This window comes from Amycolatopsis roodepoortensis (assembly GCF_024628825.1).
Classification (GTDB): Bacteria; Actinomycetota; Actinomycetes; order Mycobacteriales; family Pseudonocardiaceae; genus Amycolatopsis; species Amycolatopsis roodepoortensis.
Genome location: NZ_CP102415.1, coordinates 5,714,803 through 5,728,795 on the forward strand (window position 1 = coordinate 5,714,803; position 13,993 = coordinate 5,728,795).

General features: G+C 66.6%; 11 protein-coding genes and 6 tRNA genes. 9 read left to right on the top strand and 8 right to left on the bottom strand.

Translation table 11 applies throughout. The features are described from left to right. Positions 1-38 precede the first annotated feature (38 nt). The 7 genes from NQK81_RS27155 to NQK81_RS27185 all read left to right on the top strand — a co-directional run bounded on the left by NQK81_RS27155 (position 39) and on the right by NQK81_RS27185 (position 6,362). Complete coding sequence (locus tag NQK81_RS27155; protein ID WP_257483750.1) at positions 39-518, top strand: hypothetical protein; 480 nt, start codon at positions 39-41, stop codon at positions 516-518. After that, positions 518-1,651 carry a PPE domain-containing protein gene (locus NQK81_RS27160; RefSeq protein WP_257483751.1) on the top strand — a complete coding sequence of 378 codons (1,134 nt, stop codon included), beginning with the start codon at positions 518-520 and terminating at the stop codon, positions 1,649-1,651. The genes NQK81_RS27155 and NQK81_RS27160 overlap by 1 nt, the downstream gene beginning before the upstream one ends. Beyond that, the gene (locus NQK81_RS27165) at positions 1,651-2,412 is read left to right on the top strand and encodes an ESX secretion-associated protein EspG (RefSeq protein ID WP_257483752.1); all 762 of its coding nucleotides are present in this window, start codon (positions 1,651-1,653) and stop codon (positions 2,410-2,412) included. Before NQK81_RS27160 ends, NQK81_RS27165 begins: the two co-directional genes overlap by 1 nt. Positions 2,413-2,431: 19 nt before the next feature. Continuing rightward, positions 2,432-4,408, top strand: a complete 1,977-nt coding sequence (locus tag NQK81_RS27170) for an acetoacetate--CoA ligase (RefSeq protein WP_257483753.1) — start codon at positions 2,432-2,434, stop codon at positions 4,406-4,408. A gap of 33 nt (positions 4,409-4,441) precedes the next feature. After that, positions 4,442-6,091: a phosphatidylglycerol lysyltransferase domain-containing protein gene (locus tag NQK81_RS27175; protein ID WP_257489858.1), complete on the top strand. Its 1,650-nt coding sequence runs from the start codon at positions 4,442-4,444 to the stop codon at positions 6,089-6,091. A gap of 65 nt (positions 6,092-6,156) precedes the next feature. Further along, a tRNA-Ser gene (locus NQK81_RS27180) sits at positions 6,157-6,246 on the top strand. Between the two features lie 42 nt (positions 6,247-6,288). Beyond that, positions 6,289-6,362 (top strand) — tRNA-Arg (locus NQK81_RS27185). An 18-nt stretch (positions 6,363-6,380) separates the two neighbouring features. Here NQK81_RS27185 and NQK81_RS27190 read toward each other — a convergent pair. From NQK81_RS27190 to NQK81_RS27210, 5 genes are all read right to left on the bottom strand, one after another. After that, the gene (locus NQK81_RS27190) at positions 6,381-6,563 is read right to left on the bottom strand and encodes a hypothetical protein (protein WP_257483754.1); all 183 of its coding nucleotides are present in this window, start codon (positions 6,561-6,563) and stop codon (positions 6,381-6,383) included. 257 nt (positions 6,564-6,820) lie between these two features. Then, positions 6,821-6,892 (bottom strand) — tRNA-Arg (locus tag NQK81_RS27195). A gap of 3 nt (positions 6,893-6,895) precedes the next feature. After that, positions 6,896-6,984: transfer RNA gene (locus NQK81_RS27200), tRNA-Ser, on the bottom strand. Positions 6,985-7,085: 101 nt separating this feature from the next. Then, positions 7,086-7,159: transfer RNA gene (locus NQK81_RS27205), tRNA-Arg, on the bottom strand. Between the two features lie 121 nt (positions 7,160-7,280). Further along, positions 7,281-7,349: transfer RNA gene (locus NQK81_RS27210), tRNA-Trp, on the bottom strand. Between the two features lie 564 nt (positions 7,350-7,913). Here NQK81_RS27210 and NQK81_RS27215 point away from each other — a divergent pair. Together NQK81_RS27215 and NQK81_RS27220 are read left to right on the top strand one after the other, a co-directional pair. Further along, complete coding sequence (locus tag NQK81_RS27215; RefSeq protein ID WP_257483755.1) at positions 7,914-8,834, top strand: DNA cytosine methyltransferase; 921 nt, start codon at positions 7,914-7,916, stop codon at positions 8,832-8,834. Between the two features lie 38 nt (positions 8,835-8,872). Beyond that, a complete protein-coding gene (locus NQK81_RS27220; RefSeq protein ID WP_257483756.1) occupies positions 8,873-10,051 on the top strand; it encodes a DNA cytosine methyltransferase in 1,179 nt (392 codons plus the stop codon). Here NQK81_RS27220 and NQK81_RS27225 read toward each other — a convergent pair. The 3 genes from NQK81_RS27225 to NQK81_RS27235 are packed head-to-tail and all read right to left on the bottom strand — an operon-like array spanning position 10,038 to position 13,989. Further along, the gene (locus NQK81_RS27225; protein WP_257483757.1) at positions 10,038-10,928 is read right to left on the bottom strand and encodes a DUF6339 family protein; all 891 of its coding nucleotides are present in this window, start codon (positions 10,926-10,928) and stop codon (positions 10,038-10,040) included. The two genes, NQK81_RS27220 and NQK81_RS27225, sit on opposite strands and share 14 nt — an antisense overlap. 11 nt (positions 10,929-10,939) lie before the next feature. Next, positions 10,940-11,902, bottom strand: coding sequence for a hypothetical protein (locus tag NQK81_RS27230; protein WP_257483758.1), 963 nt, complete (start codon positions 11,900-11,902; stop codon positions 10,940-10,942). Beyond that, a complete protein-coding gene (locus NQK81_RS27235; RefSeq protein WP_257483759.1) occupies positions 11,899-13,989 on the bottom strand; it encodes a helix-turn-helix transcriptional regulator in 2,091 nt (696 codons plus the stop codon). The genes NQK81_RS27230 and NQK81_RS27235 overlap by 4 nt, the downstream gene beginning before the upstream one ends. Between the last annotated feature and the right edge of the window lie 4 nt (positions 13,990-13,993).

A 13,993-nucleotide genomic window follows, 5' to 3' on the forward strand; every position in this document is an offset into this window, starting at 1 on the left:
GCTAGCATTCCCCTGAGATGTGACAGGGGAGGGGTCCGATGGCACAGTCACCCGAAACGCGCGTGACGGCACAGGCCGCGTTCGGAGCTTCGGCGCCGGCCTTGGTGCCGCTGGCGAGCAAGGTCCGGGCCGCCAAGACCGATGCCAAGAAGGGGACCGTCAAGGTCACCGAGGACGCCGCCAAGAAGCTCATCGACGCGCTGGTGAAGGCCCGTCAGGAGCTCGATGCCCTGATCAAGGGTTCGACGGAGCTCAAAGCGCCCTTGAAGCTGGGCGACAACTTCGTCGGGCACACGATGAGCGAACGCTTCCAGGGCGCCGCGACCAAGGGGACCGAAGCCGCCGTACCCGTCCTCACGGACTTCGCCGGTGTCCTCGAAGACTTCCAGCTCACCGTGAAGGCCGCGCGGAAGTTGTACGTCGCCGCGGACGAGGAGGGGCAGGAACGCATCGAGCGGATCGCCCGCCGGTTCGACATGGAGGACGTCGTCGACCACGAGCGGAAGGACGAGCGCTGATGCGGATCCTGCCCATGCCGTGGCCGCCGCGCGAGCCCGACCCGGAGCCCGGCCCCGACAGCCTCTACGCCGACATCGACTACATGACCATCCCGCACAGGCAGCTCTACGAGATGGTCCACAACGAGCTGGACCTGGCGAGCGCGGAAGCCGTCGCCGGGCAGTGGGCGACCATCGGGGTGGTCCTCGACCGGATCGGTTCCGAGCTGAGGTCGGCCATCATCGCGACCGCCGACGGCTGGACGGGCGAGGGTGCGGAGCGGGCGCGCGACGTCGCGATCAAACTCGTCGACTGGGCGAGCGAGACGAGCCTGCGCGCCGACAACGTCGCGAACTGCGTGCGCCGCCAGGCGGATATCGCCGAAACCGCGCGCCGCACGATGCCCGAGCCGCCGGGATACGCCCCGCGGCCCAAGCTGCCGGAAAGGCCGACGCGCCGCCCGATCCCGGTCGCGGATCAGGATTCGACGCAGGCCATGTCGGCCGCGTCGCCGTCGGGAGGGAGTTTCGCCGAAGCCGGGCGGATCGTCGCCGAACCCACCGACGAGAACGCGCAGGACCTGCACCGTCAGGCCGCCGACGTGATGACGCGGATGCAGCGGAGTTCCGGCGAGGTCTACGAGAAGGTCCCTCAGTTCGTGTCGTACGGCGAACAGCCGAAGATCCTCGAGAAACCCGAAGAACCGAAGCCGGAACCCGACCCGAAGCCAGACCCGAAGCCGGAGACACCGCCGGACGACTCCACGAGCAGCAGTGGCGTGGATGACGCCGCTCCGATCCAGGTGCGGGAGCCGGTCGAGACGCCGCGCCAGCCCGGCGCGAGCAGCGGTGCCGTGGCACCGCCGCCCGGTGTCGCCGGCACCGCCCAGGATCTGGGGCAGGGCAACCGGTCGGGTGCCGGCGGGTTCGGCCCGTCGGGGCAGCAGCCCGGCCAGGTCGCCGGGGCCAGGGCCGCGGCCGCGGGGATCGGCGGCGTCGGCGGGATGCCGATGGGGATGATGCCGCCGCAAGGGCAGCAGGACAACGAAAGCCGCAAGTCCCCGGGCTATCTCGTCGAGGATTCCGACGTCTGGGGGCTCGGCGGGCATGTGACGCCGCCGGTCATCGGCGAAGACCCGAGGACCGACCGCTGATGGACTGGATCCGGTTGCACGTCGGCGAGCTGTTCCTCCTCTGGTCGGCACACGGGCGCGACGAACTGCCCGCGGTGCTGGAGGTCCCGCATGTCGGGCGGACACCGGAGTTCCGGGCGGAACTGGTGGCCACGGCGAGCGCGACGCTGTCCGAACGCGGCCTCGGCACGGTCGACTCACCAGCGCCCGGGCTGGTGCGGCTGCTGCACACCGTCGCGAACAGCGAACTCACGCTGGACCTGCGGCTCGACGGCGAACCGGCGTACCGGGCCGTCGGCTGCGTGTCCGATCGCGGCGCGGTCGCGATCGGGGTTTCGGGCACCGACGTCGAGCTGTCCGCGCTGCGGGAGCCGCTCGTCGCCGCGACCCTGCTGCAGGCGCTGCCGCCGTGCGAGCAGGGGCGGGGCCTCTCGGTCAACCTGCGGGTCGACGACTACACGGCCGCTTGCGAGGCCGGGGAGCGCGGCGGGCAGCCGGCGTTCTCCGACGTCCTGCGCGACGCCGGGCTGCGGGAACCCGAGGTCATCGTGCTGGTCCGGATCGCGACGCAGCGGATCGGCGGCGGGCGGCTCGGCGCGGCCAGGAAGTCGTGGGAGGGCCGCTGGGTACGCGGCGAAGGGACGCTGACCTGGGTGGACACCCCCGACGGCCGCTACGGGCTCCGTCGCGATCGAGGCTGGCTGACCGTCACCCCGCTCGACGCGTCGCGGCTCAAGACGATGGCGTACGAGCTGTTCACGGGGGCTCGCCAGTTCGGTTAACGAGGGTTAACATCGCGGGGTGACGCACACCGCCGACGCCCCAGAAGTGCTCTGGCGCCCTGAGCCGAGCCGCCTGCCCGACACCAAGATCGACGCGTTCCGCCAGTGGCTGCGCACCGAACGCGGCGTGGAGGTCGACGACTACAACGCGTTGTGGGAGTTCTCCGTCCAGCGCGGGCCGGAGTTCTGGTCCGCCGTCGCCGGCTTCCTCGGCGTGCGCTGGCACGACCAGCCCGGCGAGGTGCTCTCCGGCGAGATGCCGAACGCCCGGTGGTTCGCGGGCGGCACGCTGAACTACGCCGAGCACTCGCTCATGCCCGGTGTCGCGGGCGCCGCGAAGGCCGACGACGAGGTCGCCGTGATCTTCCACCGCGAAGACGGCCTCTCGTCGCAGCTGAGGTACGGCGCCCTGCGGTCCGCCGTCGCCTCCGCGCGGGAAGGGCTGCGCAAGCTGGGAGTGTCCAAAGGGGACAGGGTCGTCGCGCTGGCGCCGAACTGCCCGCAGACGCTGATCGCCTTCCTCGCCACCGCGAGCCTCGGCGCGATCTGGTCGTCGTGCTCGCCGGACTTCGGCGTCCGCGCGATCACCGACCGTTTCGCGCAGATCGAGCCGAAGGTGCTGATCGCGGTCAACGGCTACGTCTACAATGGACGGTGGTTCGACAGCCGGTCGACGGTGAACTCCCTGCGGGACGAGATCCCCTCGCTCGAAGCCACCGTGCTCGTCGACTACGCCGGCGGCCGCCTCGACGGCACGCTCGACTGGGACCAGCTGCTCGCCGACAACGAAGGCGCGGAGCTGGCGTTCGAGCCCGTCGACTTCGCCCACCCGCTGTGGGTGCTGTACTCCTCGGGGACCACCGGCCTGCCGAAGGGCATCGTCCACGGGCACGGCGGGATCACCCTCGAACACCTCAAAGCCCTTGCCCTGCAAAGCGATCTCGGCCCCGGCGATCGGTTCTTCTGGTTCACCACCACCGGCTGGATGATGTGGAACTTCCTCATCTCCGGCCTGCTGACCGGCACCACGATCGTGCTCTACGACGGCAGCCCCGGCCATCCGGACCTGAACGTGTTGTGGCACCTGGCCGAGCAGCACCGCGTCACCTACTTCGGCACGTCGGCGCCGTACATCCAGAGCTGCCTGAAGGCCGGTATCAAACCGGCCGAGCGGTACGACCTCACCGCGTTGCGCGCCTTGGGCTCCACCGGCGCGCCGCTGAGCGTCGAGGGCTTCCGGTGGATCGTCGACGAGGTCGGCAAACGCGTCCAGATCTGCTCGGTGTCCGGCGGCACGGACCTGTGCGCGGCGTTCGTCGCGTCGGCCCCGGACGTCCCGGTCTGGCTGGGCGAACTCTCGGTCCGCGCGCTCGGCGCCGCCGTCGCCGCGTTCGACGAGGCCGGGAAACCCGTGGTGGAGACGGTCGGCGAACTGGTGATCACCGAGCCGATGCCGTCGATGCCGGTGTTCTTCTGGAACGACCCGGACGGCTCGCGGCTGCGCGAGGCGTACTTCGAGATGTACCCCGGGATCTGGCGGCACGGCGACTGGATCCGGATCACCGGACGCGGCTCCGCCGTCATCTACGGGCGCAGCGACTCGACGCTCAACCGTGGCGGCGTCCGGATGGGCACGGCCGAGTTCTACCGGGTCGTGGAGTCGTTCGACCAGGTGGCCGACTCGCTGGTGATCGACACGTCGGCGGCGGGGAACGAGGACGGGCAGCTCCTGTGTTTCCTCGTGCTGGCCGAGGGCGCGTCGCTCGACGAGGTCGAGCCCGTCCTGCGCAAGGAACTGCGCGGGGCCCTCTCGCCGCGGCACGTGCCCGACCGGTTCGTCCAGGTGAGTGAGGTGCCCCGGACGCTCAACGGCAAGAAGTGCGAGGTTCCGGTCAAGAAGATCCTTTCGGGTGTTTCCCCTGATCGCGCCGTGAGCCGGGACGCCCTGCTGAACCCCGACGCCCTTGTACCGTTCGTGGAGCTGGCGAGGAGCTGAACGTAGGGACGGAAGTTGGCGGGCGCTTGGCGGGTGGCGGGTGCCACCTCGGTGGCGGTGATCACCTGGGTGACACGGCTGGCCGGACTGCTGGCCGTGGTCTCGGTGCTGGTCCCGGCCGGGCGGCGCACCCTGCGCGGACGCGTCGCCGAATGGCTGGAACTGCCGCACGAGGCCACGGTCGGCGCGGCGACGGTCGTGCTGGTGACCGGTGTGCTGCTGATGCTGCTCGCCACCGGTCTCAAACGGCGCAAGCGGCGGGCCTGGCAGCTGGCGGTCGCCACCGCCGCGCTGCTGACCGTGTCGCACCTCGGGCTGCGGCACGCCCTCGGCGCGGGTCTCGTGTCGCTCGCGCTGCTGATCGCCCTGATCGCGACGCGGCGCCACTTCATCGCGCTGCCTGATCCGGTCACCGGCCGATGGCGCGCGATCCGGGTCTTCCTGCAACTGACGGGCGCCGGGATCGCGATCAACTTCGTGCTGCTGTCGGTCGCGCCTGTCGACGCGGGTGCCGGCGACCGCCTGGCGCAGTCGGCGCTGGCCCTGGCCGGCGTGAGCGGCCCGGTGACGTTCCCCGCGCTGTGGCTGGAAGACCTGTCGGCCGCCGTCGGCCTGCTGTTCGGGATCGCCGCGGTGCTGCTGGCGGCGTACTTCCTCCTCCGCTCGGCCGAACCCGCGCCGGAGCTGACCGACGACGAGGTCGAGCGGCTCAGGGGGCTGCTGGGGGAGCGGGACTCGCTCGGGTACTTCGCCCTGCGCCGGGACAAGTTCGTGGTCTTCTCGAAGTCGGGGAAGGCCGCGGTGACCTATCGGGTGATCGCCGGGGTCGCGCTGTGCTCGGCGGACCCGCTCGGTGACCCGGAAGCGTGGCCCGGCGCGATCGAGGAGTACCTGGACGTCTGCCGCAGGTATGCCTGGACCCCGGCGGCCATGGGCTGCTCGGAACTGGGCGCGACCGTCTGGGCACGCTTCGGACTCGAAGTGCTGGAGATCGGCGACGAGGCCGTCGTCGACACCGGCACCTTCACCCTCGAAGGCCGCGTCATGCGCGGAGTCCGCCAAGCCGTCTCGCGCACGAAGCGCGCCGGCTACACCGCGCGCATCCGGAAAGCCGAAGACCTTCGCGACGAGGAGCTGAACGAACTCCGCACCCTCGCCGCCACCTGGCGCGGCACGGATACGGAACGCGGCTTCTCGATGGCACTCGGCCGCATGGGCGACCCAGGCTCGATCCTGGTGACCGCCGAACACGATGGCCGGGTGCGCGGCGTCCTCCAGTTCGTGCCCTGGGGCGAGAAGGGCCTCTCCCTGGACGTCATGCGCCGTGACCGGACCGCCGACAACGGCGTCAACGAACTGATGATCTCCGAGCTGCTCCTGACGACCCCCGCCGAGCACGTCTCCCTGAACTTCGCCGCCTTCCGCGCGGTGTTGGAGCAAGGCCAGCGCATCGGCGCCGGCCCCGTCGCCCGCCTGTCCGCCCGGACACTGCGATTCTTCTCACGCTGGATCCAGATCGAGACCCTCTACCGCTTCAACGCGAAGTTCCGGCCCCGCTGGGTCCCGCGCTACCTGACCTACCCCGCAGCCCGCGACCTCCCCCGAGTCGGCGTCGCCGTCTTCGAAGCCGAAGGACTCGGTGGACGCCCATATCGCCTGCTCAGAGCCCTGCAACGCGTCTAAGGGGGGTGCCTTCCGAGGGGGTCCGCGGGGTGTGTAACCTATTTGAGCAGTGGTCGTTGGGCCTGGGAGGCTTCGCCTAGTCTGGTCTATGGCGCCGCACTGCTAATGCGGTTGGGGGTAACCCCCCCTCCCGGGTTCAAATCCCGGAGCCTCCGCTGGTACCTGTTCCGGCAGGTGCTAGATTGATAACTGAACAAGCGCCCGTAGCTCAGCTGGATAGAGCATCTGACTACGGATCAGAAGGTCAGGGGTTCGAATCCCTTCGGGCGCACGTCTGGTTGAGACAGCACTAAGGCCCTCCCGTTCGCGGGAGGGCCTTTTTGTCTGTCCGTTGTGGACTCAGCGCCGTCGGCGGCGAGGTGATCGCGAGCATCACCACCGCCGCGATGAGAACCAGCCGCAGTGTGCTTGTCGTGCGCGTCTCGTCGAGGATCATCTGCGTGAACCAGTCGCTTCGCCGCAGGGGCACCATGAGCGCTCCCGCACCGGCGCGCTCAGTTCGTGTCGAAGCCACGGTGCTCGCAGCAGAACCCTTAACGCCTAAGCGATCTGCGTCCGGCGGCCGCGGCCGGACTCCGCGAGGGGAAGGACCCTTGCCGCCCCGGTCGGTCAGCCGACGCGAGTCCTCGATCGCGGTACCACTTCAGGCCGAGGTCCGGGGCTGGTGTCGGAGCCTCTGCGCTGGACGTCGCGGGGATTACGAGCTCCGGAAGAAGCGCGATGATCCCGTGCCCCCGGCAGGAGTCGAACCTGCGTTCCCGGCTTCGGACGCCGGCGTCGTATCCGTTGGACCACGAGGGCTTGCGGAGGATGCAGGATTCGAACCTGCGCGACGTTCTCACGCCGACCACCGTTTTCGGGACGGTTGCCTTACCGGACTCGGCCAATCCTCCTCGGTGCTGCTCGTCGGACGCGGTGACTGAGCCCGCATCAGGCGGGTCGCCAGAGCCCCACATCCGCCGACCGGCGTATCCCCCTCGGATACGCCGACCAGTACCCCTGCCAGGACTCGAACCTGGGACCTCCGCATTCGTAGTGCGGCGCTCTGTCCACCTGAGCTACAGGGGTGAAGTGGAGGCGAGTGCACGCCTCCACCGGCGCGCGTCCTGGCCGCCTCTTCGACGACGGGGACGAGCTTTGGGAAAAGTCTTCAGTTCTCAAGGTTCGCGCTGAAGTGGCCAGCGTCGAGCACCGGCGGGAGGAGTCGAACCCCCTGGACACGGTTTTGGAGACCGTTCCGCTTCCCAAGCTCGCCGATAGGGAATTGCTTTCGCGCAGCAAAAAGAGAGAAGCCGCCCGGATCGGTTTCCCGATGGGCGGCTCCCTGACATGACGAACGCTATGGCGTCATGATGGGGAGCCCTTGTCGACCAGAACTCGCTGGTCGTAGCGTCGTGAACGTCGCCAGGAGCAAAGCGACGAACACGCAGCGATGGACGCGGCGGCCGAATGCCGACGCTGCGCCTTTCGCTCATGCATGTTCATCATGGCTGCTCCTGGGTCTGGTTGACAGCTCTAACTATGACCTATCGACCACAGTGTGGCAATCCTGTTTTGAGCGGATCGTGTCGACGGGGCTGACGGCCGTCAGCGTCGGCGAGCAGGACAAGGCTGGTATAGATCGCGGGACCACGCTCGATCGTTGACGATAAACGAGCTGTCGCCGACGTGACGACGAGTACACTCGGTTCTCCTGAGGTGAGGCTATGGAGGGACCGCGGGAATGGCAAAGATGGTGGAGTGTTCCACGTCGTACGCAGAATCAGGTAAGCGGCTCACGTCATTCGAAGTGTGTGCGGGCGGAGGTGGACTTGCTCTTGGAATGCACCAAGCGGGATTCGATCCGGTGCTGCTAGTGGACAACAACCCTGACGCATGCGGAACCCTTTCCGCGAATATGTCGGATTGGCCGGTCCTGCATGCCGATTTCACCGATCTCGACCCGGCGGAGCACGATCAGGTGTACGACGTGGACGTGCTGGTCGCCGGATTGCCGCGAGTCAAGGCCACGGCCGCTGTCGCGCGCCCCGACGGAGGGGAACCCGAACTCGCGCTCGTGAAGGCTGCCGCTTTGCTCGTCACCGGTGTCCAGCCAAAGGCGCTGGTCATCGAGAATGTTCCGGATCTGGTGACGAACGAGAAGTACCAGGGAGTCCGGAGCTATGTGGAGGACTGGCTGCGAGACCTGGATTACCGGTGCAAATGGTTCGTGGTCAACGCGAACGAGTTCGGTGTGCCGCAGGATCGGAAGCAGGGTGTCCTGGTCGCGCTCAAAGGTGACGGAATCGACGCTTTCAAGCCGCCGGTCGCGAGTGGTGAACCTGCCGGCACCGTCGGTGGCACGTTGTTCGAGTCGATGGCCTCTCAGGGCTGGCCGCAGGCCGAAGAGTGGGCGGCGATGGCCTCCCATGTCGCGCCGACGCTGGTCGGCGGTTCAGAAAAACGCGGAGGTGCCGATCTCGGCCCTCGAGGGTCGAAACGGGCGTGGGAGAGGATGGGGGTCAACGGCGGCTCGCTGGCTGACGAACTGCCGGACCAGGACTTCCGATGGGATCCGGCAGCCGGCCCACGAGGTATGGTTCGCTTGACGGTTGCACAGGCGGCTCTTCTTCAGGGGTTCCCTCCTGACTGGCAGTTCGTGGGCCGCAAGACTTCGACGTATCGTCAGGTCGGGCAGGCGTGCCCGCCTCCGGTCGGGCGGGCGCTGGGCGAAGCGGTGAGAGAAGCTCTCGCCGTGTGTTGATTCCTGCGTTCTCATGGTCCCGGATAGGATCCGGGACCATGACCGCGGAACCACCCAACACACTCGAACAGGTCCACATGGTCGACCTGTTCGCCGGACCAGGCGGACTCGATGTAGCCGCCCACTGGCTCGGTGTCACCGTGGACGGAGTGGAGTGGGACGGCGCGGCGTGCGAAACCCGCAAGGCAGCGGGTCTTAGTACGATCCACGCCGATGTCCGGGATTTCGGCCCCCGTAACTTCCCCAAGGCGACGGTGCTTGCGGGTGGTCCGCCATGCCAGACATACACGGTCGCGGGGACAGGGGCAGGCCGTCGCGCGCTGGATATAGTCCTGGACTATGTCAAGCGCATGGCCACAGGTGAGGACGTCCGACCCGAGCTGAAGGAACTGGACGACGAGCGCACCGGCCTCGTGCTGGAGCCGCTCCGCTGGGCGTTGGAAGCGTGGCAGGACAATCGGCCATACGAGGCCATCGTCCTGGAGCAGGTACCGGCTGTGCTCCCCGTCTGGGTGGCTTTCAAGGAAGCGCTCGAGAGTCTCGGCAGAGAAACGCTCGAAGGTTCCGAAATGAAGGAAGGCGCCAGGTCGCAACCGAAGTACCGAGCTGTATGCGGGATTCTTCACACCGAAGAATTCGGTGTACCGCAGACCCGGAAGCGCGCGATTCTGATCGCACGGTTGACCGATGGCGAGGTTCCCAAGCTTCCCGAGCCGACACATCGTCGGTATCGGAAAGGTGTAGAACGTCGCGAGGGTGATATTTCGCTTCGTGAATGGGTGACCATGGCCGAGGCGACCGGTATCGAGAAACCCTTCAAGGTCGTCTCCAATTACGGGACGGGTGGCGATCCGAAAGCCCGTGGAGAGCGAAAGTCCGTAGAGCCCTCCGCGACCGTCACCGGAAAGGTGATGCGGAATCGCTTGGTTATGCCCGACGGCAGTGAAACCCGATTCACGCTCCCGGAGGCGGGGCGCCTCCAAACTTTCCCGAAGGACTACCCGTGGGCAGGCAAGGACGTCGGACAGCAGATAGGTAACGCCATTCCGCCGCGCCTTGCCGTCCACGTGCTGGCCGCAGCTTTCGGTCGGAAGCCCATCGAGGAGGACCTCGATTCAGCAGTCAGTGGTAACTGGGCAGTTACCCGAGACTCTCGCCCGATCGAGACCGTTCCTCTGAGAGTCGAGGCTGAGCAACTCGATATCACTCGTCTATAGGCTTGACTCTTTTGCTTCGATCCCGTTTTGGAGCCTCTTTCAGCAGACGCTCGAAGAGTGGGGTCAAGCGCGCGATCGAGGTATCGTCGACGGCTCCGTCATCAGGGCCGACAGGTAGCCGGTCCCACGGCACCGCAGGCATCTCGGCTGCGTCCTCGATCCACATTCGGAGCGCATCGTCGTCGGCGGGCTCCTCCGGGGCGAGTACGTCATAGAACAACGTACTTCCCGCGGTGTTCACTGCGGATGACAAGGCGTTCACGAGATCACCGTGTCGAGGACTGCGCTTGGTCAGGGGCTCCTGTAGGACACGAAGGAATGCCAAGGCTGTCGGGCGGTGGTCGATAACGTCGAGCCGCATGGGGGATCCCAGCACGTCTTGGGAACGACATGCCAGCTCGACTGTCCGGTAGTCACTCCCGTTGCGAAAAAGCTCGGCAGCCCACCACAAGCGAGAGAAGGCCTGGAGGTCGTGACGGCCGCTGAACCGAACCGCCTTGGTGCCTTTCGTGCCCAAGTGGCGCCAGATGACATAGTCCGGTGCCACGATCAGGGCAATGAAGTTCCACAAGCCGTTGTCGGCTGCTTCCGCACGGGTCATCCGCAGAGTCGCGTGCAACCGGGGAGCGAGCCACCCATCGGCCGCAGCCCTGGCTTTCGGAGTCCGGAGATCTTGGAAACGGCGCATCGCTTCCTCGACCAGCGCCCTGATCGGCGCCGTCCGCCATCGCATCTCGCCTTCGGGCAGCGGCACCGCTGCCTTCCGCAGTGTCAGATGCGGTGGCATCTGGCGACCCGACAGTACGCCGGTGGTGAGGTGTCGTGCCACGACGGCGTTCGGAAGAGACCCCAGAATCTCCGGGATTTCGATACCCACCTCTGGCGCCTTCATCGGCTGTCCCTTTCGGCCTTGACGGATCGGACCGCGTCGGTCAGCCTCCTGGTCACCCGGCTGCGTTTCGCGGCCGCGTAGTGGATGCCGGTTTGGAGTTCGGACCAGCCATAGCCGTCCTGCCGTCGTTTGTGAACCTCATAGAGAGCGTCGGAGAACGTCCTGCCGGGAAACACGCTGGGCAGCATGGACTTGATGACGTTCTTGCGCCAGTCGTTCGGCAGCAAGGGTGTGCCTTCGTCCACTTCCAGGCTGCTGATTGCGCTTTCGAACATGGCTACCCAGGCATCCTGGGCGATATGAGCTGACGTCGTATCGCGAAGCGCCCGTTCTTCCGGCGTGCCGCCCTTGGCGTAAAGAACTTCGATCAACTCAGGGATCGCGGAGGTGTTGAGGTAGACCTTCGGTGCGGCGTCGGTCGTATCGACGATCCACGGCGCATCCTGGTAAGGGCGCAGCCACTCCTTCGGCCCGTCTTGGAAGTCGATCCTCTCGATCTCGACCTGCTGCCGTCGCCGAGGCGTGACGGCGTCCAGATCGGCATACCAGTTCTCCTCGGTCGACTTGATGACTCGACCAGGAATCCCGTCGACCGTGGCGACAACGGCAAGCGACAGTGTCGCGCGGTGAACGTGCCTGCTCCGCACCAAGTCGATCGAGCCGGTCCAGGTGTCCTGTCCGACCTTGGTCAAGGCGACGGTTCGGCGCGCGTTGGTCGCGGACTCGGCGAGGACGGCCATGCACCGGATATCCTCCCACGGTCCTTTCTCGCGCGGGACTGACGCATTCAGCCCCAGGGTCGCGACTTCCCAGCGGTCGCGGCCGATGTCGTGCAGGGCCACGACTCGGTCACCCGTCGAAATCCTTGTGTACGGCAGCGAGTCGCCATCGACGGCGACGGACACGACCTCGAGCTTGATGTCGCCGAAAAGAGTCTTGTAAGGGAACACCTGCTTCACGCGACACCTCCGCGCGGCTTCTGGAGATCGATGACGAGGCGGGCCAAATTGCCTTTCACAGGATGGGTGGCGGGGTCGGTAACGCCTTCGAAAGTTGCCGCGCGTACTCCTGGGTCCACCAAGACGCAGTCGTCCTCGACTCGGCACCTGTCGACGGGGTGCAGTGACATCCACTCGACGATCGGACGACCGCCGGAACGCACCGCGAACTTGGCGACCGGGGCGAGCTGCCACAAGTCCTGTGCGTCGGGCAGTTTGAGGGTTACGCGAACGTTCCATGCTCCGTTGTCGTCGATGCGAGCGTCCACCTTGTCGATCGCGGCCGTGCCTGGTGCGCGGCGGTTGCCAGGGGAACCTGAGCCGTCGAGCTGTAGAAGCTCGAGTAGCGACGACGGTCCCTCGTCGCTGTTGGACTCACGACGTCCGACCAGCCGGCGGACGACCTCGTCGATTTCGGTGTGGAACTCCTTGAGCCGGAGTCGCGCTCCCCTGGCATACAGTGAGGTCAGCTCTTCGGTGCGATCCCATTTATTGTGCTCGGGCGGTTCGGAGGCACGGAGAAACTCCTCAGCGAGCTGTACGTCCTCACCTCGTTCCCGAGTGGCGTAGCCCGCGAGTAATACCGCCCGGAACGGCGAGGCGCCCAACGGGAGCTCGCGCGGACGGTGATCGGTGATGCTCATCCGGTTACCGCGCATCAGGACCACGTGGTTGAGCGGCTTGTCTTCCTCATCCGTGTGAGTGAGCAGCAGGACCGCGTTGTGTGTGACCCCTTTGCCCTTGCCGCCCTTCAGTGGGGTGACGACCAGGGGGACTTCAGCCTTGGCGACCTGGCCCGCGGTGGTCAGTTCGGCAACGGTGTCGTCATCTAAGTAGGCCCGAAGGGCACGGGTCAGAGCAGGGTGACGTTCTCGGGGGTCGACGCGGTGATCCGGCTTGTCGATGTGACCATTGCGTAGCGTCGTCACTTGGGCCTCGAGCAGAGGTACCTCGGTCCGACCCCCCACCATCGCGGCCCAGAAGTTGTCTTCCAGCGAATGGATGAGTTTCTCGCGCATCTCTCCCAGTGTTTCGGCAGATCCCGACGCGTCGTGCGCGCCGACTACGAGAAAAGAGGTCCCGGGGTCCGAGCCGACTCGGGTCAGGTGCAGGTCGGAAAGAGTTCGTTCGTCAGCCCACCATGAACGGGAAACGCCGGGGTACTTCGTCTCGGTCTCGGGCTCCCCGAACCAGGCCGGGCCTGCGTAGGGAACTCCGCCGACCTCGCGCCATGGCAGGTCGAGTCTGCCGACGACTCGTCGTTCGGTACGGCCTTCCCATGGCTGGGACAATGTGCTGTTCATGAACACCATGCCGAAACGGCTCGCTGCCCAGAGCGTGGCTTTGCCCAGCCCATAAGAGCCACCGGCGCGTCCTCCGGTGTGCTTGTGGCTGTCGAGCTGGCGCCGGACGACTGCGGCATACCGCCCATCGTCGTATTCGGGACCAGTCAGGCCGGAGGCGTTGTAGTCATCGACCCGAAGCAGAATCAACGACCGGGTCTCCTCCAAGTTGGCCAGGGCGGCTTTCAGGCTGCGGGATACTTTCTGGTCGGCCTTGGCTGCTTCCGAAAAGTGCGCTTCGAGGGAGTCCCACTGGATGGCCTGTTTGAACGCATCCAGATATGCACCAGTAAGTTCGTGAAAAGTGAAGTGCACACGAACCGGTTTCTTCTTGTCGTAACGTTCGTCAAGGGAGTTCTGGGTTGCTTCACGCGCAAGTCCCGCAAGATCGGCGTCGAAGGCGAAAGCTGCAGCGTTGCCGTACTCGCGGCCGCCATCGGTGTGGCCGGGGCGGTGCTGCCATCGACGTGGCAACTCGGCCGCCACGTCAGCAGACAGATTGAAGAGTGCGGAGGGGTCTGTGCCGAGCTGGGCGGCGATCTTTCGCTTCATTTCCTCGCGGGGTTCGGCTCGGTGGTTGATCCATGCCGACACGGCTGCCCGCGTGATGTCCAGCCTTTCGGCGAGACTTGCCTGGGTCATGCCTGTGCGTCGGAGTTGGCGTGCCAGCCATGTGCCGAACTTCTCGACCTCTCCAGAGGTCATCCTT